Origin of the sequence: Pseudomonas tohonis (assembly GCF_012767755.2) — a bacterium.
Taxonomy (GTDB): domain Bacteria; phylum Pseudomonadota; class Gammaproteobacteria; order Pseudomonadales; family Pseudomonadaceae; genus Metapseudomonas; species Metapseudomonas tohonis.
This window is the reverse complement of sequence record NZ_AP023189.1, coordinates 4,011,296-4,035,118: the sequence shown is the minus strand read 5'-3', so window position 1 is coordinate 4,035,118 and position 23,823 is coordinate 4,011,296. Positions and strand designations below refer to the sequence as shown.

Genomic DNA, 23,823 nt, shown 5'->3' with positions numbered 1-23,823 from the left:
CTTCAGGACATGAGCAGACCTGCGCAATCTACACGCGCAGGCAGGCGGGGAAAATGGCAGTGGCGATCCGACCGCTTCCCCGCCGCCGGTTCGCGGCGACGGGGAGGGGCGTTGCGGATCAGTGGTGCTCGGTCTTGACCAGCGGATCGGAGCCTGCGACCAGCGAGCTGACGATCTGCGAGGAGGAGGACCCGTACTGGGTCAGGTCCACGCCTTCGAGCTTGATGGTCACGTCGGCGCCGTTGTTGACGTTGCCGGTGGTGCTCACCTGCAGGGTGCTGGTGGCGGTGTCGACCTTGAGGTAATCGAGGAGGTTGCCGGAGTGCGCGGCATCGGGCAGCAGGTCGCTGAGGTCGATGCGGTCGCCCTGGGCGGCGTTGAAGTCCTTGATCACGTCATTGCCGACATCGCCCGCTTTCCACATGAAGACGTCGGCGCCCGCGCCACCGGTGAGGATGTCGTTACCGATGCCGCCGATCAGCAGGTCGTTGCCGTCGCCACCGTTGAGCAGGTCGTTGCCGCCGTTGCCGTAGAGCACGTCGTGGCCGTTGCCGCCGTTGATGATGTCGGAGTACTTGCTGCCGTTGATCAGGTCGCTGGCTTCGGTGCCGGTGGTGGTCTGGATGGTGTGAACCGCCCAGCCGGTGCTGGTTTCCACGAATTCCTGGCCGCTGGACAGGGTGGTGGCCTGGAACAGCTGGTAGTCGCCGGTACCGAGGGTCTTGTACGCCGAGTCATCGCTGCCGCTGGGCTTGAGCTCGATCTTCAGGGTGGCGGAGCCGCCCTGGTCCCAGTACAGCAGTTCCAGCGCCTGCAAGCCGCCGGTGAGGCTGACGTTCTTGTAGGTGTCGGTGGTGGTGGACTGGATCTTGTCGGCGTTGGCGACGTCCTGGCCATCGATCAGCAGGCGGTAACCGTCGTCCGCCGTGATGCGGATGTCGTAGGTTCCGCCGTTGCCGACGTCGATGAAGCCGTGGGCGCGGATGATGGCGTCACTGGTGTCACCCAGGTTCGCCCCGCCGGCCTTGAGGCTGGAGACGTTGCCGGTACTGGCCGCCGTGAGGAAGTCGTACAGGTTGTTCTGGCTGTTGTTGGACGAGCCGATGGTGGTGCCGCTGGTGACGGTGCGGTTGTCACCCAGGTCGTCGCTGAACACCGGGCTGCCGTTCTTCAGGCCGTAGTCGATGACATTGGCGATGAAGGTGGCGTTGACCGAGCCATTCGCCGCGTTGGTGTTGGAACCCACCAGGCTGCTGTTGTTGCCGGAGCGGCCCTCGATGTAGTTCTCGACCTGGCTCAGGGTGGTGAGGTTCGGCCGGCTGGTGCCGTTCTCGCTGTAGCCCCAGTACTCGCCGGTCAAGCCGCCACCCAGGCTGGTGGTGCCGGTGGCGTCGGCCATGGTGATGGTGTTGGTGGTGTAGCTGGTGTGCTCCACGCCGCCATCGACGATGTTCAGCGTCAGGTGCTGGGACGCCGTGCTGGCGGTGCTGCCGTTGGGTTCGGTGCTGACCGCCTTGACGTCCAGGCCGATGTCGCCGCGCACGTCACCGGAAACCTGCAGCTTGGCGGTGGCCAGCTGGGCAGCGGTGAGGGTGTACACGCCGTTGACCGCGCTGAGGGTGGTGCCGCCGACGACGATGGTCGAACCGTTGGACAGGTTGCTCAACTGGTAGCTCAGGCTCTCGGAACCGTCGGTGTCGGTCAGTGCGCCGCCGATGTAGTTGGCCAGGGCGATGCTGGTCTTGCCGCTGACGCCGCCATCGCCGGCCACCACGCCCTGGGACGAGGTGAGGGTGATGTTGTCGATCAGCGCGCCACGACCGCTGGAGTCGGTGGAGGTGCCGGCCAGCTTGATGGTCAGGGCCTCGGTGTTGCCGGTGCCGACGAAGCTGAAGTGGATGTTCTCCCAGTTCAGGCTGGTCTGGCTGCTGGTGGAGGCGTATTCGCCCACCAGGGTGCTGCCGAGGTAGACGGCGATCTTGGTGAAGCTGGTGTCGAAGCCCAGGCGACCGGCGTAGTCCAGGTTCAGCTCGTAGACCTTGCCGACCTCGGTGGCGACGTTGCGGGTCACGCCCAGGGTCTGCGACATGGTGCCACCGGCGTCGTTGAGCTCCAGGGCGTCGTTGTTGCCGGTGCCCTGCAGCTTGACGGTGACCATGTTGCCGGCCTGGTTCTGCATGCTGTCGCCGTTGGCCCAGACTTCGAACACGTTCTTGCCGCCGGAGAGCTTGTCGCCGGTGGTGACCAGGCTCCAGTTCTCGAAGGTGGCACTGGTGACGTCCTGCGAGGTGCTGTCGCTGTTCGGCGCGCTTTCCCAGGTGGTGGTGAACAGGTTGGCCGCTGCCGCCGACTTCACGGTGAGCGTCGGGACGTCGGCCACCGGCGCGATGTCGATGCTCATGGTGCTGCTGGCGCTGTTGAGGCTGCCGTCGCTGCCGCTGTACTTGAACTCGGCGTAGGTCTGCTTGTTCAGGCCGACACCGGTGCTGCCGAAGCTGTCGTGGCCGGACTCGTTGGAATCCGGCACGAAGCGCAGGCCGCCGCCATCGATCACCGACTTGGTGACGGTGGTGTTGGCGCTGACATCGGTCCAGGTGTTGCCCACCTTGACCTGCAGCTTGCCTTCGCCCGGCAGGCTCTCGACTTTGATCGACAGGCTGCTGTTGGCATCGACATCGCTGACCTTGAAGTCGCTCCAGCTGAAGACGTAGTTGGTGTCCTCGGCGCCGGTGACGGCAGCGCCTGCGACCACCACGGGTGCTTCGTTGACGTTGGTCACGGCGATGGAGTAGGTCGCCGACTGGGTGCTGCCGTCGGAGCTGGTGGCCAGCACGGTGATGGTGTGGCTGGTGGCGGTCTCGTAGTCGAGCTTGCTGCCATCGGCCACGGTGACCACACCGGTGGTGGCGTTGATCGCGAAGCGGCCACCGGCGTTGTCGGTCAGCGAGTAGGTCACGGTGGTGCCGGCATCGCCGTCCACGCCCAGTACGGTCAGACCCACAGTGGAGCCGTTCGCTGCGTTTTCGGCCACGGTGTTGGTGGCCGGGTTGCTGTCGCTGACCACCACGCCGTTGTCGTTGACGTTGGCGAGGTTGATGGTGAACACCTGGGTGTTGGTGCTGCCATCGGAGCTGGTGACCTTGACGGTGATGTTGTGGCTGGTGGCGGCCTCGTAGTCGAGCTTGCTGCCGTCGGCCACGGTGACCACACCGGTGGTGGCGTTGATCGCGAAGCGGCCACCGGCATTGTCGGTCAGCTCGTACTTGGTGATGGTGGCGCCTGCGTCGCCATCGGTGCCCAGCACGGTGAGGCCGACGGTGGAGCCGTTGGCGGCGTTCTCGACGACGCTGTTGGCCGCCGGGTTGCTGTCGCTGATCACCACGCCGTTGTCGTTGACGTTGGCGAGGTTGATGGTGAACACCTGGGTATTGGTGCTGCCATCGGAGCTGGTGACCTTGACGGTGATGTCGTGGCTGGTGGCGGCCTCGTAGTCGAGCTTGCTGCCATCGGCCACGGTGACCACACCGGTGGTGGCGTTGATCGCGAAGCGGCCACCGGCATTGTCGGTCAGCTCGTACTTGGTGATGGTGGCGCCTGCGTCGCCATCGGTGCCCAGCACGGTGAGGCCGACGGTGGAGCCATTGGCGGCGTTCTCGACGACGCTGTTGGCGGCCGGGTTGCTGTCGCTGATCACCACGCCGTTGTCGTTGACGTTGGCGAGGTTGACGGTGAACACCTGGGTGTTGGTGCTGCCATCGGAGCTGGTGACCTTGACGGTGATGTTGTGGCTGGTGGCGGCCTCGTAGTCGAGCTTGCTGCCGTCGGCGACGGTGACGACGCCGGTGGCCTGGTCGATGGCGAAGCGGCCGCCGGCGTTGTCGGTCAGCTCGTACTTGGTGATGGTCGCGCCGGCATCGCCGTCCACGCCCTTCACGGTCAGGCCGACGGTGGAGCCGTTGGCGGCGTTCTCGACGACGCTGTTGGCTGCCGGGTTGCTGTCGCTGATCACCACGCCGTTGTCGTTGACGTTGGCGAGGTTGATGGTGAACACCTGGGTGTTGGTGCTGCCATCGGAGCTGGTGACCTTGACGGTGATGTTGTGGCTGGTGGCGGCCTCGTAGTCGAGCTTGCTGCCGTCGGCGACGGTGACGACGCCGGTGGCCTGGTCGATGGCGAAGCGGCCGCCGGCGTTGTCGGTCAGCTCGTACTTGGTGATGGACGCGCCGGCATCGCCGTCCACGCCCTTCACGGTGAGGCCGACGGTGGAGCCATTGGCGGCGTTCTCGACGACGCTGTTGGCGGCCGGGTTGCTGTCGCTGATCACCACGCCGTTGTCGTTGACGTTGGTGACGTTGACGGTGACGGTCGCGGTCGCCGGGGTCTTGCCGTCGGTGGCGGTGACCTGCAGCTGGTGCTGGGTGGCGGTCTCGTAGTCCAGGGTCTTGCCGCTGGCCAGGGTGATGACGCCCGTGCTGGAGTTGATGGTGAACAGGCCGTCGTTGTTGCCACCGGTGATGCTGTAGAACAGCGGCTCGCCGTCACGGTCCTGGTCGGTGCCGGTGAAGCGGTCGCTGAGGTCGGCGATGGTGCTGCCGGAGGCGATGTTCTCGGCGAAGCTCACGGTGCTGTTGGCCAGGCCCGGGGCACTGTCCACCGCCGCGACCTGGATGGTCATGGTGTTGGGCGTGGAGAAGGCGCCGCTCTGGTCCTGCACCGAGAAGCTGAAGCTGCTGTTGCCGCTGGCATTGGCCGCCGGGGTGTAGACCAGGGAGGCGATCTGCGCCGCGGTGATGATCATGCCGACGGTGACGGCGTCGTTGCCCAGGGTCAGGCTGCCGCTGGCCGGCAGGCTGTTGATGCGGATGCCCTTGAGGCTGTCGCCGGTATCGACATCGTTGAAGGTGAAGTCGCCGCTGGTGAAGCTGCGCGGGGTGTCTTCGTTGGTGTTGACGGTGTTGTCGGCGCTGGTGGGCGCGTCATTCACCGCATGCACGGTCACCGGCAGGGTCAGGTTGGTGCTGGCCTTGTCGCCGTTGGCGCCTTCGGTTGCGGTCGCGGTGACCTTCAGGTCGAAGGTGCCGTTGTAGTTGGCCGGCGGGGTGATGCTGAGGTTGCCCAGGTTCCAGCTGGTGATGTTCGCGCTGGTATTGCCGCTGGTGGCGGTGAAGCTGTTCACGCCGTCGGTCAGGGAGGCGCCCTCGGGGATCTGCGAGATGCCCACGGAGAGGCTTTCCGAGCCGTCGGTGTCGTTCAGCGAGGCGGTCAGGCGCGACAGCGGGATGCTGCTGTCCTCGTCACCTTCGTTGACGTTGTAGAGCTGGTAGTAGCCCTTGCCGCCGCTGCCATGCAGCTCCGACAGGTGCAGGCCGTTGCCGGCCAGGTCGCTGGGCTTGGTGTAGAGCTGCACGTTGGCGCTGGACAGGTCCTGCACCGGGCCGTTGCCGACCTTGACGTTGACGTCCAGGGTGCCCGGGCCGCTCTGGTTGTGCTGGTAGATGTCCAGGGTGTAGTAGCCGCTCTGCTGGGCGGTGTAGCTGCCGCTGAACTGGCCACTGGAGCCGCCCCAGGTGGCGTTGGCCACGGTGGTGCCACCCACGGAGACGAGCACGCTGTCGTCGCCCGAGCCGCTGAAGGTGTAGGTCTGGCCGGCTTCGAGGTAGATCAGGCCGGAGAGCTTGTTGGCCACGCCGGCGTTGACGCTGTCGATGTGGGCATCGGCCAGGTTGCCGCTGCTGGCGGGGGTGCCGGCGGCGTCGATGGTGCTCTTGAGGGTCGCCGGGTTGGCACCGTTGCCGCCGCTGCCCAGGGCCAGGTTGTTCCAGCTCTGTTGCAGCAGGCCGGTGGCCGCGGGGTTGCCGCTCGGGGCCTGGGCGCCGAGGTTCGGGGCATCGGCCACGGCCTGGATGCCGACCTGGACGGTGGCGGTGCTGTTGCCGCCCTTACCGTCGGTGACGGTGTAGGTGATGGTGTCCGCACCGCTGTAGTTGCCGGTGGGGGTGTAGACCAGCTTGCCGTCGACGATGCTGACGCTGCCGTGCTGCGCGTTGGCGCCGGTCAGGGTCAGGCTGTCGCCGTCGATGTCGCGGTCGTTGGCCAGCACGTCGATGGTGACGGCGGTGTCTTCCAGGGTGGCGGCGGTGTCGTTGACGGCGGTCGGGGCATCGTTGACCGGGTTGACGGTGATGTTGACCACGGTGTCGGTGACACCGCCCTTGCCGTCGCTGACGGTTACCACGAAGCTGTCCGGCCCGTTGTAGTCGCCGTTGGGCTTGTAGGTGTACTCGCCGGTGTTGGGATTGAGGACCAGGGTGCCGTTGGCGGTGCCGGTCTTCAGGGTGTAGGTGAGGCTGTCGCCTTCCGCGTCGGTGGCGGTGATGCGGCTGGTGAGGGTGCCGTCCTCGTCGACGCTGGCGGTGCTGTTGGGCGCTACCGGGGCGTCGTTGACCGGGTTGATGAGGACGCTGACCAGGCTGGTGGTGGTGCCGCCGTGGCCGTCGCTGATGGTGACGGTGAACGAGTCGGTGCCGTTGAAGTCCTTGGCCGGCTGGTAGGTGTAGGTGCCGTCGGCGTTCATCACCACGGTGCCGTGCTGCGGGCCGTTGCCGTTGGCGACGCTGTAGGTGAGGGTGTCGCCGTCCACGTCACGGGCGGTCACGCGGCCGTCGATCGGGGTGTCCTCGTCGGTGGTCAGGAACTGCGGGCCGGAGGTCGGTGCGTCGTTGACCGGGTTCACCTTGACCGTCACCACGGAGTCGGCATAGCCGCCCTTCGGATCGTAGACCCGGATGGTGAAGGAGTCGGTGCCGTTGAAGTCCTTGTTCGGCGTGTAGGTGTACGCGCCGGTGACGGTGTTGAGCAGGATCGAGCCGTGGGCGACGCCGGACTGGATCACGTAGCTCAGCTTGTCGCCGTCCACGTCGGTGGCGACGATCTGGCCGCTGACGCTCTCGTCTTCGTTGGTTTCCTTGGCCTGGTTGGCGGTCTCCGGGGCGTCGTTGTACGGCTGGACGTTGATGCTGACCAGGCTGATGGTCACGCCGCCGTGGCCGTCGCTGACGGTGACGGTGAAGGCGTCGGTGCCGTTGTAGTCCTTGGCGGGTGTGTATGTGAAGGTGCCGTCGGCGTTGAGCGTGACGGTGCCGTGCTGCGGGCCGTTGCCGTTGGCGATGGTGTAGGTGAGGGTGTCACCGTCCACGTCGCGGGCATCGATCTTGGCGATGACGGCGTTGTCCTCGACGGTGTTCAGGAACAGCGGGCTGGCGGTCGGCGCATCGTTGACCGGGTTGACCTTGACCGTCACCACGGAGTCGGCATAGCCGCCCTTCGGATCGTAGACCCGGATGGTGAAGGAATCGGTGCCGTTGTAGTCCTTGTTCGGCGTGTAGGTGTATTCGCCGGTCACGGTGTTGAGCAGGATCGAGCCGTGGGCGACACCGGACTGGATCACGTAGCTCAGCTTGTCGCCGTCCACGTCGGTGGCGACGATCTGGCCGCTGACGCTCTTGTCTTCGTCGGTTTCCTTGGCCTGGTTGGCGGTTTCCGGCGCGTCGTTGAACGGCTGCACGGTGATGCTGACCAGGCTGGTGGTGACGCCGCCCTTGCCGTCGCTGACGGTGACGGTGAAGGCGTCGGGGCCGTTGTAGTCCTTGGCGGGTGTGTAGGTGAACGTGCCGTCGGCGTTGAGCGTGACGGTGCCGTGCTGCGGGCCGTTGCCGTTGGCGATGCTGTAGGTGAGGGCGTCACCGTCCACATCGTTGGCGTAGACCTTGGCGGTGACGGCGTTGTCTTCGACCGTGATCAGGTCCACCGGGCTGGTGGTGGGGACGTCGTTCACCGGGTTGACGGTGATCCGCACCACGGCGTCGACCACGCCGCCCTTGCCATCGTTGACGGTGACGGTGAAGGAGTCCGGGCCGTTGTAGTTGGCGTTGGGCTTGTAGCTGTACTCACCGGTGGCCGTGTCGAGCACCAGCGTACCGTTGCTGGTACCGGACTTCAGGGTGTAGGTGAGGGTGTCGCCATCGGCATCGGTGGCGTTGAGTCGGCTGTCGAGGGTGGTGTCCTCGTCCAGGCTCACCGTGGTGCCGTTCACCACCGGCAGGTCATTGACCGGGTTCACCGCGAGGGCGACCTGGCCGCTGACGGTGGCGGTGCCGTCGTTGACGCTGTAGGTGAAGCTGCCCACGGCCTGGCCGGCGGTGTAGTCGGCCGGCGCGTTGTACTTCAGGCCTTGCAGCTGCGCACTGGTGAGAGTCTGCCCGTTGGTGAGGGCGGTGCCATCGGCCAGGGTCACGCTGCCCAGGGTGGGCAGGCCGGTCACGGTGATGGTGAGGCTGTCGCCATCGGCATCGGTCGGGGCCTTGAGGCCCAGGTCGGTGCCGACGCTCTCTTCGTTGACGGTGAGGCTGGCGCTGTCCACAACCGGGAGGTCGTTCACCGGATTGACGCCCAGGGCGACCTGGCCGCTCACGGTGGCGGTGCCGTCGTTGACGCTGTAGGTGAAGCTGCCCACGGCCTGGCCGGCGGTGTAGTCGGCCGGTGCGTTGTACTTCAGGCCTTGCAGCTGGGCGCTGGTCAGGCTCTGGCCATTGGTCACGGCGGTGCCGTCGGCCAGGGTCACGGCCCCCACGGTGGGCAGGCCGGTCACGGTGATGGTGAGGCTGTCGCCGTCGACATCGGTCGGGGCCTTGAGGCCCAGGTCGGTGCCGACGCTCTCTTCGTTGACGGTCAGGCTGGTGCTGTCGACGACCGGCAGGTCGTTCACCGGGGTGACGCCCAGGGTGACCTGGCCGTTCACGGTGGCGGTGCCGTCGTTGACGCTGTAGGTGAAGGAACCCACGGCCTGGCCGGCGGTGTAGTCGGCCGGCGCGTTGTACTTCAGGCCTTGCAGCTGGGCGCTGGTCAGGCTCTGGCCATTGGTCACGGCGGTGCCGTCGGCCAGGGTCACGGTGCCGAGCGTCGGCAGGCCGGTGACCTTGATGGTCAGCGGGTTGCCATCGACATCGGTCGGGGCCTTCAGGCCCAGGTTGGTGCCGACGCTTTCCTCGGCGACGGTGAGGGAGGTGCTGTCGACCACCGGTGCATCGTTCACCGGCTTGACGCCCACGGTGACGGTGGCGGTATCGGTGCCGCCGTGGCCGTCGCTCACGGTGTAGGTGAAGGAGCCGGTGCCGTTGAAGTTCGGTGCGGGGGTGAACACCACCTTGCCGTTGACCAGTTCCACGGTGCCGTTCTTGGCGCCCTGGACGCTGAGGATGGTCAGCGAGTCGCCGTCGACATCGGTGTCGTTGCCCAGCAGGGTGGAGGGCTCGATGGTCAGCGGCTGGTCTTCGTTGGTGGTCAGTACGTCGTTGCCGGCCTGGGTCAGCTGGCTGCCGCCGACCACGGTGTAGGTGCCGCCTTCCGGACGCAGTTCGACCTTGAGCTGGGCCTGGCCGCCCTGGTCCCAATAGACGATCTGGATGTTGTGGGCACCGCTTTCGGCAATGGTGAAGGTGGCCGATTCGCGCGCGGTCGGGCCCTGGTTGCCGTTGTATTCGGCGACCACCTTGCCGTCGATGACGATGCTGAAGCCGTCGTCGGCGGTCACCTTGAACTGGTAGGTGCCGGCGGCGAGGCTGATCTGGCCGGTGAGCTGGATGATGGCGTCCGAGCTGTTCGCCGGGTCGGTGTTCAGGGAGCCGGCGTCGGCACCGAGGAACTTCTGCAACTGCTGGTCGCCGCCCAGGTTGCTGGACACGCCGTTGCCGTAGTTGAGCTCGGTGGCGGTGAAGGTGGCGCTGGGGGTGCGGCCGGCGATGAAGGCGGTGACGCCGGCGAGGTTCTCCAGGTTGCCGCCGTCGGTGCCTTCGCGGTAGGCGTAGTAGTTGCCCTTGAGGCCGGCGATGACGCCGAAGTCGTCGTTGGCCACCGGTGCATCGTTGATCGGGTTGACGCCCAGGGTGACCTTGCCTTCGACGGTGGTGGTGCCGTCGTTGACGCTGTACTTGAACTCGCCGACGGGGTCGCCGGCCTTGTAGTCGGCCGGGGCGTTGTATTTCAGGCCCTGCAGCTCGGCGCTGGTCAGGGTCTGGCCGTTGGTCACCGGGGTGCCGTTGGCCAGGGTCACGGTGCCGACGGTGGGCAGGCCGCTGACTGTGATGGTCAGGACGTTGCTGGTGTCGACGTCGGTCGGGGCGGCGATGTTCAGCGCGGTGCCGACGCTTTCCTCGTCGACGGTGACGCTGGTGTCGGTGACCACCGGGGCGTCGTTGCGGCCCTCGATGGTGACCGAAGCGTTGGCGCTGGTGACGCCGCCGTGGCCGTCGCTGACCTCGTAGCTGTAGGTGAGGACGACCTTCTCACCCACGGCCAGGTAGTCGTACTTGGACGGGTCGATCTTCAGGCTGTTGGTGGCGGCATCGAAGGTGACGCCGGACGCATCGCCGGTGCCGACCTGCTGGACGTTGCCGACGCTGAGGACGTCGTTGGCGTCTTCGTCGGAGGCGTGCTGCAGCAGGTCGAGGCTGTAGGCGGACGCGTCTTCGTGGGTCAGGGTGGTGGCGACACCGCTCACCACCGGGGCGTCGTTGCTGCCGGTGAGGGTGATGGTGACGTCACGGGAGACCGGGGCGCCGCTGCTGTCGGTGACGGTGACGCGGTAGACCAGGGTGACGGTCTCGCCGGCGCCCAGGTAGTCCAGCGCGCCGGCGGCGACGCTGTAGTTCCAGTGCACGGAGCCCTGGCCGTCGCCCTGGGCGGTATCGCTGATGCTGGCGCTGAGGTTGCCCAGCACGTTGACGGCCTGGCCGTTGCCGTCCTTCGCGCTGACCAGCTCGGTGCCGATGCTGTGGGTGTTGCTCAGGTCGGCGTCGCTGAAGCCGAAGTCGCCGCTGGCGGTCAGGCTGCCGGCGTTCTCGCCGGGCACGCCATCGGCGCGCTCGGTGACGGCGCCGCTCTGCACGGTGCTTTCCAGCACGGGCGCGTCGTTGCGGCCTTCGATGGTGATGGTGGCGGTGGTGGGGGTGACGCCACCGTTGTTGTCGACCACGTCGTAGCTGTAGGTGAGCACCAATTTCTCGCCGGCGGCGAGGTAGTTGTAGGCGTTCGGGTTCACCTGCAGGCCGTTGCCGCTGAGGGTCACGCCCGAGGCGTCCTGGGTGCCGACCTGCTTGAAGTTGCTGATGCCCAGCACGTCGCTGAGGTCGACGTCGCTGGCCTTGTCCAGCAGGTCGACGCTGAAGGAGGCGGCGTCCTCGTTGCTGTCCACGGCGATGGCACTGCTGACCACCGGTGCATCGTTGACGCCGTCGATGGTGACGGTGGCGCTGGTGGTCACCAGGCCGCCCTTGCCGTCGCTGACCTGGTACTCGTAGGTGAGCACGACGCTTTCGCCCTTGGCCAGGTAGTTGTACCGGGACGGGTCGACCACCAGGGTGTTGCCCTGGAGGGTCACGCCGCTGGCGTCGTTGCCGCTGGTTTCCCTGACGTTGACGGCGCTGAGCACGTCCTTGGCGTCGGCATCGCTGGCCTTGGCCAGGAGGTCGATCACCTGGCCGGCGGCATCCTCGTTGGTGCCGTGGGTGATGGCGCCGCTCACCACCGGGGCGTCGTTGACGCCGGTGACGGTGATGGTCAGGGTGCTGCCGCTGGAGAGCTTGCCGTCGGTGGCGGTGAAGGGGACCTGGATGACCAGCTGCTCGCCCTGGCCCAGGGCCTGGTAGGCGGCGTTGCTCGGGTCGAAGGTCCAGGTGCCGTCGGCGTTCAGGCTGAAGCCGGCCGGGGCGGGGTTGTTCAGGGTGAAGGTGAGGGTGTCGCCGTCGACATCGGTGGCGGCGAGCTTGCCGCCGATGGCCGGGGCGTCCTCGAAGGTGCTGTCGCTGGTGGGGGTGGCCACCGGGGCGTCGTTCACCGGGGTGATGTTGAGGGTGATGCTGTCGGTGTCGCTCAGCTTGCCGTCGCTGGTGCTGATGGTCAGGGTGTCCTGGCCGTTGTAGTTGGCGGCCGGGACGTACTTCAGGCCCTGCAGGGCGGCGTTGATGGCCGCCTGGGAGCCGGACAGGGTGATGCTGCCGGTGCCGTTGCCGCTGTAGGTCAGGCCGTTGGCGAGGATCGGGCCGAGGGTCAGCACGCCGTGCTCGACGCTGAGGGTGGTGGTCAGCTTGTCGCCGTCCACGTCGCTCACGCTGACGCTGTTGTTGCCGAGGATGCTGAAGACCTTGCTGCCGTCCTCGGCCAGGGTCTGCGCGCCTGGGGTGGCGTTGACCGGGGCGTCGTTGACCGGGGTGATGTCGAACTTGAGGGTGGCGGTGCTGGCGAGGCTGCCGTCGCTCAGGGTGTAGGTGACGCTCGGGACCGGGCCGTTGTAGTCCTTGGCCGGTTCGAAGGTGAAGTCACCGTTGGCCTTGATGGTCAGCTTGCCGGTGCCCAGCAGGTCGAGGGTCCCGCCCGCATTGGCACTGACGAAGGGGAGGCCGGTGATGCTGAACTTGGTCACGACCAGGGCGTCGCCGTCCACGTCCTTGTCGTTGGCCAGGACGTTGCCGGTGGCGGTCTGGTCTTCGTTCAGGGTGACGCTGTCGTTGACGCCGACCGGGGCATCGTTGACCGGGGCGACGGTGATGGTGGCGGTGGCCTTGCTGGCGGACACGGCGCCGTTGTTGTCGACGGCGCTGTACTCGAAGGTGGTGGTGCCGTTCCAGTCCTTGGCCGGGACGAAGTACACCGGGCCGGTGACGCTGTCGCCGGCCTTCAGGGCGGTACCGCCGTTGGCGCCGGCGTACAGGGTGCCGTTGGCGGGTACGGAGCCGATGGTGTAGCCGGTGACGGTGCCATCGACATCGCTGCCGGACAGGTTCACCTGGATGCGCGCGGCCTGGTCTTCGTTGCCCGAGGCGCTGACGGCATTGGCCACCGGCGCGTCGTTGGTGCCGGTGAGGGTGATGGTCAGGGTGCTGTCGGCGGTGGCGCCGTGCTCGTCGGTGACGGTGACCGGTACCGTGATGACCAGTTGCTCGCCACCTTTGAGGTAGTCGTAGGCGGCGTTGCTGGCGTCGAAGGTCCACTTGCCGTCGCTGCCCAGGGTCAGGCCGGCGACGTTGGCGGTGGTGCTGAAGGCGAGGACGGCGCCGTCATCGACGTCGGCGGCGGCGATCTGGCCGTTGATCTGGCCGTCGCCTTCATTGGCGGCGGCGGTGGCAGCGGTGATGGTCGGCTTGTCGTTCACGCCGGTGACGGTGATGGTCAGCGTGCTGCTGCTGGAGAGCTTGCCGTCGGTGGCGGTGAAGTTGATGGTCAGGGTGGTGGACGCGCCTTCGGCCAGGTGCTGGTAGTCGGCGTGGCTCGGGTCCAGGGTCCAGGTGCCATCGGCATTGAGGGTGAAGCCGCCGGGGAGGGCGCCCTTGGGGCTGTAGGTCAGGGTGTCGCCGTCGACGTCGGTGGCGGCCAGCTTGCCGCCGATCACGGGCGCGTCTTCGGTGGTGGCCTCGCTGGTCGGAGTGGCCACCGGCGCGTCGTTCACCGGCTTGATGGTGAGGGTGACGCTGTCGCTGTCGCTCAGCTTGCCGTCGGTGGTGTTGATGGTCAGGGTGTCCTGGCCGTTGTAGTCCTTGGCCGGGACGTACTTCAGGCCCTGCAGGGCGGCGTTGATGGCCGCCTGGCTGCCCACCAGGGTGATGCTGCCGGTGCCGTTGCCGCTGAAGGACACGCCGCCGCTCAGCGGGCCGAGGGTCAGCGCGCCGTGTTCGACGGAGAGGGTGGTGGTCAGCTGGTCGCCGTCCACGTCCCGCACCGCGATGCTGTTGCCGCTCAGCAGGCTGAAGGTCTTGCTGCTGTCTTCGTTCAGGGTCTGGGCGCCGGGGACGGTGTTGACCGGGGCGTCGTTGACCGGGGTGATGTCGAAGGTGAGGGTGGCGGTGCTGGTGAGGCTGCCGTCGCTCAGGGTGTAGGTGATGGATGGCACCGGGCCGTTGTAGTCCTTGGCCGGGGTGAAGGTGAAGTCGCCGTTGGCCTTGATGGTCAGCTTGCCGATGACCAGGTCGGCGGTCTCGCCGGCCTTGAAGCTGACGAAGGGCAGGTTGGTCAGGCTGAACTTGGTGACGGTCAGGCTGCTGTTGTCGACGTCCGTGTCATTGGCCAGCACGTTGCCGGTGGCGACGCTGTCTTCGTCCAGGGTGATCTTGTCGGCCACGCCCACCGGCGCATCGTTGGTGCCGTTGATGGTGACGGTGACGCTGGTCTTGGTGCCGTCGGCGGCGGAAACCTCGAAGGTCTCGGTCAGCTTGTCGCCGACGTTCAGCTCGTTGTAGGCGGAGCTGGCGGTGTAGGTCCACTTGCCATCGGTGCCGATGCTGAAGCTGCCATAGGTGCCGGCGACGTTGCTCTGGGCAACGAAGGTGGCGGGGTTGTCGACATCGCTGATGGTCAGGGTGCCATTGGCGGTGGCCGGGGCGTTGGTCTCGGTCAGCTGCACGTCGGCGCTGCTGAGGACGGCAGCGTCGTTGGTGCCGTTGATGGTCACGGTGACGCTGGTCTGGGTGCCGTCGGCGGAGACGACCTTGAAGGATTCGCTGTAGGACTGGCCGACGTTCAGCTCGTTGAAGGCCGAGTTGGCGACATAGGTCCAGTTGCCGGCGGCGTCGATGTTGAAGGTGCCGTAGGTGCCGGCGACGTTGGCCTGGGCGACGAAGGTGGCCGGGCTGTCGACATCGCTGATGGACAGGGTGCCGCCGGTGCTCAGGGCGTCGTTGGTCTCGGTCAGCTGCACGTCGGCGCTGCCGAGGATGGCGGGGTCGTTCACGCCGGTGACGGTGACGGTCAGGGTGTTGGTGGCCTGGGCGCCGTGCTCGTCGGTGACGATGTAGGCGATGGTGACGGTGGTGGTCTGGCCTTCGGCCAGGGACTGGTAGGCGGCGTCGCCAGCGTCGAAGGTCCAGCTGCCGTCGGTGTTCAGGGTGAAGCCGGCCGGGGCCTTGCCGTCGACCGCATAGGACAGGGTCGCGCCCTTGTCGGCGTCGGTGGCCACCAGGTTGCCGGTGATGCTCTGGTCTTCGGTGACCGCCGCGGTGGTGGCGGTGGCGATCGGGGTGTCGTTGGTGCCGGTGAAGTTGATGGTGATGACGCGGGTGTCGCTGGCGCCGGAGGGGTCCTTCACGGTCACGGTGAAGTTCTCGCTGGCGGTCTCGCCCAGGGCCAGGCCATTCACCTTGGCGGCGTCGACCACATAGGTGTAGCTGCCGTCGGCGTTGACGGTCAGTTCGCCGTAGGCGCCCTTGGCGCTGCCGCTCCAGGTCAGGTTGGTGTCGTCGACGTCGGTGGCGGCCAGTTGGCCCTTGATGTCGGCGAAGGTGTCGGCGGCGGCGGTGTCGTCGACGCTGGCTTCATAGGTACCGCTGGCGACGGGGGCGTCGTTGACCGGGTTGATGCCGACGTTGACGGTCAGCGGGGTGGAGGCGCCGCGGCTGTCGCTCACGGTCACCTCGAAGCTGTCGCTGCCGTTGTAGTCCTGGCTCGGGGTGTAGGTCCAGGTGCCGTCCGGGTTCAGCGCCAGGGTGCCATTGGCCGGGCCACGGGTGACGGAGAAGGTCACAAGGTCACCATTGGCGTCACGGCTGGTGAAGGTGCCGCTGAGCGGGATGTCTTCGTCGGTGACCAGGTTGAAGGTGGTGATCGGCGCGCCGGAGCCGTCGGTGAACTCGGGGGCGACGTTCTGCAGCGGGTCCTGGGTGTCGCCGTCGGCGGCGCCCTGGAAGGCCAGGCCCTGGGTCTCGAAGCCGACGTTGGGGTCGACGCGCTCGCCGGTGGCATCGAGCAGGACGAAGCTGTGGCTGCCGCCCGCGGCACCGCCACCTGCCGCGCCGCCAGCGGCGGGGGCACCTGCCGCGGTGGCTTCGAAGGCTTGGGTCGGGTCGACGCCGGCGGCGATGGCCTTCTGCAGTTCCTCGGCGCTGGGCGCCTGGCTGGCCGGCTTCTCGTCGGTGCTCTGGGGCGCGATGTCGGCGCCGCTCCACTGGGTGTCGCGACCCAGGTCGACCAGCTTGCCGTCAGGCAGTTCGAGGGTGACCATGCCGGCCGCGCCGGTGACCAGCTGCTCGCCCTGGAAGATACGATCACCCTCTATGAGCTGGCGTTGCACACCCTCCGGGGAGACTGCAACAACTTGGCCGACAACGCTCTTGACGATTGCAACGACACTGCTCATGGGGGTGACTCTCCTGGTTTGGCTCTAGCTTCGGCGTGCTGCTTCGGTGCTCTACGAAGAGCCGTTTCGATGCAGGCATTCCCTTGTTAAAGGTGGTATTTTTTTGTCGTCAATTATTTGGCTTATCGCGTTTTGCTATTAAGTTTATGCCAATGTATTGACCAATTGGCATCCATCCTAAACAATCGTTTTCGTAATGTCACTTTGATATTCGATGGCCGTCCGGATTTTTTCAATGAGACTTGGGTCACGGTTTTCTGCTCCGTCCGAGCGAGGTTGATGCCAATTTCATGACGGTGATTTCGGCCTTCCAAATACTGTCTTCAACACTCTGATAAGGATGCCAATCCATGCGTCTGCGTTTTGCTTGTGTCGTGCCCCTCGCCCTTGCTGCAAGTCTCCCTCTTCATGCCCAGACGCTTTCCGAAGCCATGCAGCGCGCATTGGATGTCCACCCCGAAGTCCAGGCCGGCATCAACAGCCGCATGTCCGCCGACTACCAGCTGAAGGCCGCCAAGGGCGGTTACCTGCCCAGGGTCGACCTGCTCGGCGGCTACGGCCGTGAAGGCTCCGACAACACCACCACCCGCGGCCAGGGCGACCACTGGAAGACCATGACCCGTGGCGAATCGTCGCTGCGCCTGCAACAGATGGTCTTCGACGGCTTCGCCACCTCCAACGAGGTCGCCCGCCAGCAAGCCACAGTCAATTCCCGTGCCTACTCGCTGCTCGGTACGTCGGAAAGAACCGCGCTGGACGTCGCGCAGGTCTACATCGATGTGCTGCAGCGCGAGGAGATGGTTCGTCTCGCCGAAGCCAACCTGAAGAGCCACCAGCGCATCTATGACCAGATCAGCCTGCGCAGCAGCCGCGGCGTCGGTCGTCTGGCCGACCAGGACCAGGCCGAAGCGCGCCTGGCCCAGGCCCGCAACAACCTGATCACCGAGCAGACCAACCTGGCCGACGCCCGCACCAACTTCTACAGCGTAGTCGGCATCGATCCGGTCGACCTGAGCGAACCGGCCGGCCTCGCCGGCCAACTGCCCGCCGACATCGCCGAAGCCCGCCAGACCCTCCTGGCCAACAGCCCGATCCTGCGTTCCGCCGAATCCGACGTGGCGGCTGCCGAGAAGCAGTACGACGCGGCCAAGTCCTTCTTCTACCCGCGCTTCGACGCCGAGCTGTCCCGTGGCGCCGACAACGACCTGGACGGCCAGGACGGCCACGTCAACGAATGGCAGGCCATGCTGCGCATGCGCTACAACCTGTTCGCCGGCGGCAGCAACAAGGCCGACCTGGAATCCAAGGCCTACCAGATCAACCAGGCCCTGGACATCCGCAACAACGCCCTGCGCGTGCTCAACGAAGACCTGGGGCTGTCCATGAACGCCCTGGCCAACGCCCGTGAACAAATCCCGATCGCCCAGCAATACGTCGACTACAGTACCCGTGTGCGCGAGTCCTACCAGAAGCAGTTCAGCATCGGCGAACGCACCCTGCTGGACCTGCTGGACAGCGAGAACGAACTGTTCACCGCCTCCCGCCGTCTGGTGGAAATTCGCCACCTCGAACTGTTTACTCAGTACCGGATCAAGGCGACCATTGGCGAGCTGCTGAAGAGCCAGGGCGTCGTCGCGCCGATGGCCTCCGTCGTCCAGTCCGAACTCAAGCCCGAGGCGACCCTGCCGGGCCTGAACTGAGACTTCACCCGTCCCTGAAGAGAAAGAGTGTCCAAGCGTGGATCCAGAAGTCAGCCGAGCCCCCTTCAACAACGATCCACGCGGTCAGCTAGATGATCCACTCCTGGACAGCCTGCTTTCCCTCTGCCTGCAACACCAGCGGCCGGCCAGCCGGGCCATGCTCACCGCCGGCCTGCCGCTGCCCGGCCAACGCCTGACCCCCGAGCTGCTGCCCCGTGCGGCGGCCCGGGCGGGCCTGCAGGGGCGCCTGCTGCAACGCAAGCTGGAACAGATCCCGGCGATCGCGCTGCCGGCGCTGCTGCTGCTCAAGGAAGGGCGCTGCGCCCTGTTGCTGGCCTGGGAGGAGAACGGCGACGCGCGCCTGCTGCTCAGCGAAAGCGATGGCGGCGAAGTGCGGGTCAAGCGCGAGCTGCTGGCCCAGGACTATGCCGGCCAGTCCTTCTTCGCCCAGCCGCAGCACAAGTTCGACATCAACCACGGCAGCCTGATACCCCGGGCGCGCCACTGGTTCCGCGACACCCTCAAGCGTTCGCGCTGGCTCTATATAGATGCCGTGGCCGCCAGCCTGCTGATCAACCTGATCGGCCTCGGTGCGCCGTTGTTCGTCATGAACGTCTACGACCGCGTGGTGCCCAACCAGGCCGCCGCCACCCTCTGGGTGCTGGCCATCGGCATCTCCGGCGCCTACCTGTTCGACCTGCTGCTCAAGACCATGCGCGGGCTGTGCCTCGATCTCGCCGGCAAGAAGACCGACATGATCATCTCGGCCACCCTGTTCGAGCGCATCGTCGGCATGGCCATGAAGCACCGCCCCGCGCGGGTCGGCAGCTTTGCCCAGAACATCCACGAGTTCCAGTCGCTGCGGGACTTCCTCGCCTCGCTGACCATGACCAGCGTGATCGACCTGCCGTTCACCCTGCTGATCCTCCTGGTGATCGGCATCCTCGGCGGCCACCTGGTGTGGATCCCCGTGGTCGCCTTCGCCCTCGCGCTGACCATCGGCTGGCTGCTGCAGAAGCCCCTGGTGGAGACCATGGACCGCACCATGGCGCTCTCCGCCGAGCGCCAGTCCAGCCTGATCGAGACCCTGGCCGGCCTCGATGCGGTCAAGGTCAACAACGCCGAGAGCGAGCGCCAGTACCTCTGGGAGCAGACCATCGGCACCCTCGGCCGCCTCGAGCTGCGGGTGAAGATGCTGTCCAGCCTGTCGCTCAACATCACCCTGCTGATCCAGCAGCTGGCCGGCGTGGTGATGATCGTCGCCGGCGTCTACCTGATCATCGCCGGCGACCTCAGCATGGGCGGCCTGATCGCCTGCTACATGCTCAACGGCCGCGCCCTCGGCCCGATGACCCAGCTTTCCGGGCTGATCACGCGCTACCAGCAGGCGCGCCTGACCATGCACTCGGTCAACCACATGATGGAACTGCCGCAGGAGCGCCACGAGGACGAGCGTCCGCTGACGCGCCAGACCCTGCAGGGCGCCATCGAGATGCGCCAGCTCGAGTTCACCTACCCGAACCAGCAGGCCCCGGCGCTCAGCAACATCAACCTGATCGTCCGCCCCGGCGAGAAGATCGGCATCGTCGGCCGCAGCGGCTCGGGCAAGAGCTCCCTGGCCAAGCTCATCGTCGGCCTCTACCAGCCCGATTCCGGCAGCCTGCTGATCGACGGCGTCGACGTGCGCCAGCTCGATGTCAGCGACCTGCGCCACAACATCGGCTACGTGCCCCAGGACATCCAGCTGCTGGCCGGCACCCTGCGCGACAACCTGGTTTCCGGCGCCCGCTACGTCGAGGACGAACTGGTGCTGCAGGCGGCCGAGCTGTCCGGCGTCCACGAATTCGTGCGCCTGCACCCGCAGGGCTACGAGCTGCAGGTCGGCGAGCGCGGGCAGAACCTGTCCGGCGGCCAGCGGCAGAACGTCGCCCTGGCCCGCGCACTGCTGCTCGACCCGCCCATCCTGTTGCTGGACGAGCCCACCAGCTCCATGGACAACACCGGCGAGGAACGCCTCAAGCAGCGCCTCAACGCGGTGATCGCCAACAAGACCGTGCTGCTGGTCACCCACCGTGCCTCCATGCTTTCGCTGGTGGACCGCCTGCTGATCGTCGACAAGGGACAGATCATCGCCGACGGCCCGAAGGATGCCGTGATGGAAGCGCTGAAGAAGGGGCAGATCAGTGTCGCGTAAGTCTCCGCTCCACTCGCTGCTGGACTATTTCAAGGGGCGCGAAGACCTGTCCGGCCAGCCCCTGCCGGAAGTCAGCAAGGCGCTGGTCGAAGACGCGCCCCGCGTGGTGCGCCTGACCATCTGGACGCTGATCGGCTTCACCCTGTTCCTCGGCTTCTGGGCCCACTTCGCCGAGATCGACGAAGTCACCCGGGGCGAAGGCAAGGCCATTCCCTCGTCCAAGCTGCAGAAGATCTCCAACCTCGAAGGCGGCATCGTCTCCGAGATGTTCGTGCACGAAGGGCAGGTGGTCGAAGTGGGTGACCCGCTGTTGCGCCTGGACGCCACGCGCTTCCAGTCCAACGTCGGCGAGACCGATGCCGACCGCGTCGCCATGGCCCTGCGCGTCGAGCGCCTGAGCGCCGAAGTGGAGGGCCGCGAGCTGGCCATCGACGACACCCTGCGCGCCAAGGCCCCCGGCCAGGCGCAGAGCGAGGAAGCGCTGTTCCGCAGCCGCCAGCAACAGCTGCGCGACGAGGTCGCCGGCCTTGAGGAACAACTGGTACAGAAGCAGCAGGAACTGCGCGAGTTCGCCTCCAAGCAGGGCCAGTACCGCAACAGCCTGGAGCTGCTGCGCCAGGAGATCGCCATCTCCGAACCCCTGGTGGCCGACGGCGCGATCTCCAAGGTCGAGGTGCTGCGCCTGCGTCGCGCCGAGGTGGAGAACCGTGGCCAGCTCGAAGCCACCAACCTGGCCATTCCCCGCGCCGAGTCGGCGATCAAGGAAGTGGAGCAGAAGATCGCCGAGACCCGCTCGCGCTTCCGCAGCGAGGCGCTCACCCAGCTCAACGAGGCACGCACCGACCTGAGCAAGGCCGAGGCCACCGGCAAGGCACTGGAGGACCGGGTCAACCGCACCCTGGTCACCTCCCCGGTGCGCGGCATCGTCAAGCAACTGCTGGTCAACACCATCGGCGGGGTGATCCAGCCGGGCAGCGACCTGGTGGAGATCGTGCCGCTGGACGACACCCTGCTGGTGGAGGCGCGCATCCGGCCCCAGGACATCGCCTTCCTCCACCCAGGGCAGAAGGCCATGGTCAAGTTCACCGCCTACGACTACACCATCTACGGCGGCCTGCAGGCCGACCTGGAGCAGATCGGCGCGGACACCATCACCGACGAGGACGGCAACAGCTTCTACCTGATCAAGCTGCGCACCCGCAAAAGCCACCTGGGCAGCGACGATAAACCGTTGCTGATCATCCCCGGCATGGTCGCCTCGGTGGACATCATGACCGGCAAGAAGAGCATCCTCAGCTACCTGCTCAAGCCCATCATCCGCGCCCGCGCCGAGGCCCTGCGCGAGCGCTGATGCCCGCACGCCGTGCCGATGCCGGCACGGCGCACCCGGCCTCGCCACATCCCGTCACGCGCCAGTGGACAGCCCGCCGGCCATCTCGTAGCGTTCGCTCCATCGCCGCAATCGCGCAAGGAGCATCACCATGGACGCATTCATGCAGGCCGCCATCGACGAAGCCCGCCAGGGGCTTGCCGAGGGCGGCATCCCCATCGGCTCGGTCATCGTCCACAAGGGCCGCATCATCGGTCGTGGCCACAACCGCCGGGTCCAGGAAGGCAGCGCCATCCGCCATGGCGAGATGGACGCCTTCGAGAACGCCGGCCGCCAGCCCGCCAGCGTCTACCGCGAGTCGGTGCTCTACACCACGCTGTCGCCGTGCTCCATGTGCAGCGGCGCGATCCTCCTCTACGGCATCCCGCGCATCATCGTCGGCGAGAACCGCACCTTCCTCGGCGAGGAAGAACTGCTGCGCTCCCGTGGCGTCGAGGTCGAGGTGCTGCAGGACGAAACCTGCATCGCCCTGATGGAGGACTTCATCCAGGCCCGCCCGGAGCTCTGGAACGAAGACATCGGCGAATAGCCCCGCCCGGTACAAGGACGTACGCATGCCACCCACGCCCCTCCCGGCCAGCCGTCGGTGCCGGCCATGAGTGCTTCCCGATGCTCCGTCCTCGTTGCGTTGCGCACGTTCTGCTACCTGATGTTCGGGGTGCTCACGGCCCTGCCGCTGGCGCTGCTCTCCCTGCTGTTGCCCTGGCAGGGGCATCTGCTCTCGGCGTTTCTGCTGCTGGGCGCCTGGGCGGGCACCGCCGGCCTGGTGCGTGCGCTGGTGATCGAGCCGGCCAGGGCCTCGCTGCCGGGCAACCTGATCACCTGCGCGCTGCTGCTGATCGGCATACGCACCCTGCTGTTCGGGCTGCTGCTCGACCCGGGCCAGGAAAGCCTGCGCCAGGGCGACCCGGAACCGACGTTCGACCTGCGGATGCTGGGCCTGCTGGCGATGTTCTACGGCCCGATACTGGTCGCCCTGCATTACCTGGCGCGCGTGGCCAGGGCCCTCTACCGCAACGCCGATTGCCAGGGCCTGCGCCTGCTCGCCGGCCTGGCTTTCTTCATCGTGCTGCTCCCGCAACTGCTCAAGCTCGCCTGGCCGACGCTGCATCCCGTGATCATGCAGGCCATCGAGATCTCCACACTCCTGCCATCCGGGGATTGACCATGAAGCCCGCATCGCTCGCCCTGCTGCTCGCCACGCTGCTGCTTGCCGCCAACGCCGGCGCCGCCGATTACCGTCTCGACGACCTCTACGGCCCCTGGTGCCTCAAGGGCCTGGCCCCGACCCAGGATGGCGAACGCGAACCCGACAACTCCACCTACGACTTCACCCGCGAGGGCACCCTCGACTACAGCATGGGCGGCTTCACCCAGAGCGGTGCCTATCGCGTAGAGGGCGACACCATCAGCACCGAGGGCATGGGCCACTACAGCATCGTCTCCATCGGCGAACGGGAAATGGTGCTGCGCTACATGGGCTACTTCTTCTTCCAGCGCGGGGCGTGCGAGTAAGGCATGGATGAGATTTTGGGTGGGGTGATACGGGTTATCGGCTGGCTTCTCCGTGCAGTCCTCGAAGTGCTGGTGGAGGGGGTGCTGTTCTGGATTGGTTGGCCTTTCGTGAAAGCCTTCACGCTCGGCCGCTACCCACGGGGGCGCTTCCTGGATGACATGTCCGAATCCGCCTGGGTCTCTGCCGTCGGGCTGGTGGTCTGCGTACTCGTCCTGCTACTGGCAATCTGGCTGTTGTAGGTCGGCTGCAACCCGACAACCCCAGCACGGAGTCATGCCGGGCGTAGGGTGGATGACGCTCTTTTCATCCACCAGGCGGTGCTGCCGGGAAGCACGCAAGGTGGACCGGTGAAGCGTGGTCCACCCTACACATGAGCCCAGTCCCGAGCCACCGCGCCAACCGGTGCGTAGGGTGGATGGCGCTCTTTTCACCCACCAATTGAGGGTGTTCGAGCCGCAATGGCAGGCCTCGCTGCGCTCCACCCATTTCGCGAATGAATTCGCTCCTACGATCGGCGCTGTGCCTGGCCGGGAGCGCTGCGCGCTCCTTGGCGACTGAAGTCGCCCCTACAGGGTACGGAGCCGCTGCGGGCCGGGTGGAGCCCGACGGTTCGTGCATGCATACACGCGGGTTTCACCCGCCCCACGGGGTCGACCGGGGCGTAGAGTGGATGGCGCTCTTTTCATCCACCATTGGGGCTTCCTCCGGGCTTGCGATCGTGGGTCTCGCTGCGCTCCACCCATTCGCGAATGAATTCGCTCCTACGGTTGGGTGCAACCCGACGAATTGCCCCGTGCAAAACCGCGATACGCCTGTCCAGATGCCCTGAACCCATTCGACCCGGGA

General features: G+C 66.5%; 8 protein-coding genes. 7 read left to right on the top strand and 1 reads right to left on the bottom strand.

All coding sequences use genetic code 11. The features are described from left to right. Positions 1 to 118 precede the first annotated feature (118 nt). Positions 119 to 16,177 carry a retention module-containing protein gene (locus tag HSX14_RS18205; RefSeq protein WP_175384274.1) on the bottom strand — a complete coding sequence of 5,353 codons (16,059 nt, stop codon included), beginning with the start codon at positions 16,175 to 16,177 and terminating at the stop codon, positions 119 to 121. A gap of 350 nt (positions 16,178 to 16,527) precedes the next feature. Between HSX14_RS18205 and HSX14_RS18200 the strand changes: the two genes are divergently transcribed. The 7 genes from HSX14_RS18200 to HSX14_RS18170 all read left to right on the top strand — a co-directional run bounded on the left by HSX14_RS18200 (position 16,528) and on the right by HSX14_RS18170 (position 23,216). Beyond that, complete coding sequence (locus tag HSX14_RS18200) at positions 16,528 to 17,877, top strand: TolC family outer membrane protein (protein ID WP_173177444.1); 1,350 nt, start codon at positions 16,528 to 16,530, stop codon at positions 17,875 to 17,877. 37 nt (positions 17,878 to 17,914) lie between these two features. Then, complete coding sequence (locus tag HSX14_RS18195; RefSeq protein ID WP_173177442.1) at positions 17,915 to 20,071, top strand: type I secretion system permease/ATPase; 2,157 nt, start codon at positions 17,915 to 17,917, stop codon at positions 20,069 to 20,071. After that, positions 20,061 to 21,422 carry an HlyD family type I secretion periplasmic adaptor subunit gene (locus HSX14_RS18190; RefSeq protein ID WP_173177440.1) on the top strand — a complete coding sequence of 454 codons (1,362 nt, stop codon included), beginning with the start codon at positions 20,061 to 20,063 and terminating at the stop codon, positions 21,420 to 21,422. The genes HSX14_RS18195 and HSX14_RS18190 overlap by 11 nt, the downstream gene beginning before the upstream one ends. A gap of 130 nt (positions 21,423 to 21,552) precedes the next feature. Continuing rightward, positions 21,553 to 21,990, top strand: a complete 438-nt coding sequence (locus tag HSX14_RS18185; RefSeq protein WP_173177438.1) for a nucleoside deaminase — start codon at positions 21,553 to 21,555, stop codon at positions 21,988 to 21,990. Positions 21,991 to 22,056: 66 nt separating this feature from the next. Beyond that, positions 22,057 to 22,626 carry a hypothetical protein gene (locus HSX14_RS18180; protein WP_173177436.1) on the top strand — a complete coding sequence of 190 codons (570 nt, stop codon included), beginning with the start codon at positions 22,057 to 22,059 and terminating at the stop codon, positions 22,624 to 22,626. A 2-nt stretch (positions 22,627 to 22,628) separates the two neighbouring features. Next, positions 22,629 to 22,976: a hypothetical protein gene (locus HSX14_RS18175; RefSeq protein WP_173177435.1), complete on the top strand. Its 348-nt coding sequence runs from the start codon at positions 22,629 to 22,631 to the stop codon at positions 22,974 to 22,976. Between the two features lie 3 nt (positions 22,977 to 22,979). Next, the gene (locus HSX14_RS18170) at positions 22,980 to 23,216 is read left to right on the top strand and encodes a hypothetical protein (RefSeq protein ID WP_173177433.1); all 237 of its coding nucleotides are present in this window, start codon (positions 22,980 to 22,982) and stop codon (positions 23,214 to 23,216) included. Positions 23,217 to 23,823 lie beyond the last annotated feature (607 nt).

What these genes read in the sequence shown, in the direction of transcription:
- HSX14_RS18205 (WP_175384274.1), bottom strand. Translation starts at nt 16,177, where the DNA reads ATGAGCAGTGTCGTTGCAATCGTCAAGAGCGTTGTCGGCCAAGTTGTT.
- HSX14_RS18200 (WP_173177444.1), top strand. Translation starts at nt 16,528, where the DNA reads ATGCGTCTGCGTTTTGCTTGTGTCGTGCCCCTCGCCCTTGCTGCAAGT.
- HSX14_RS18185 (WP_173177438.1), top strand. Translation starts at nt 21,553, where the DNA reads ATGGACGCATTCATGCAGGCCGCCATCGACGAAGCCCGCCAGGGGCTT.
- HSX14_RS18180 (WP_173177436.1), top strand. Translation starts at nt 22,057, where the DNA reads ATGAGTGCTTCCCGATGCTCCGTCCTCGTTGCGTTGCGCACGTTCTGC.
- HSX14_RS18175 (WP_173177435.1), top strand. Translation starts at nt 22,629, where the DNA reads ATGAAGCCCGCATCGCTCGCCCTGCTGCTCGCCACGCTGCTGCTTGCC.
- HSX14_RS18170 (WP_173177433.1), top strand. Translation starts at nt 22,980, where the DNA reads ATGGATGAGATTTTGGGTGGGGTGATACGGGTTATCGGCTGGCTTCTC.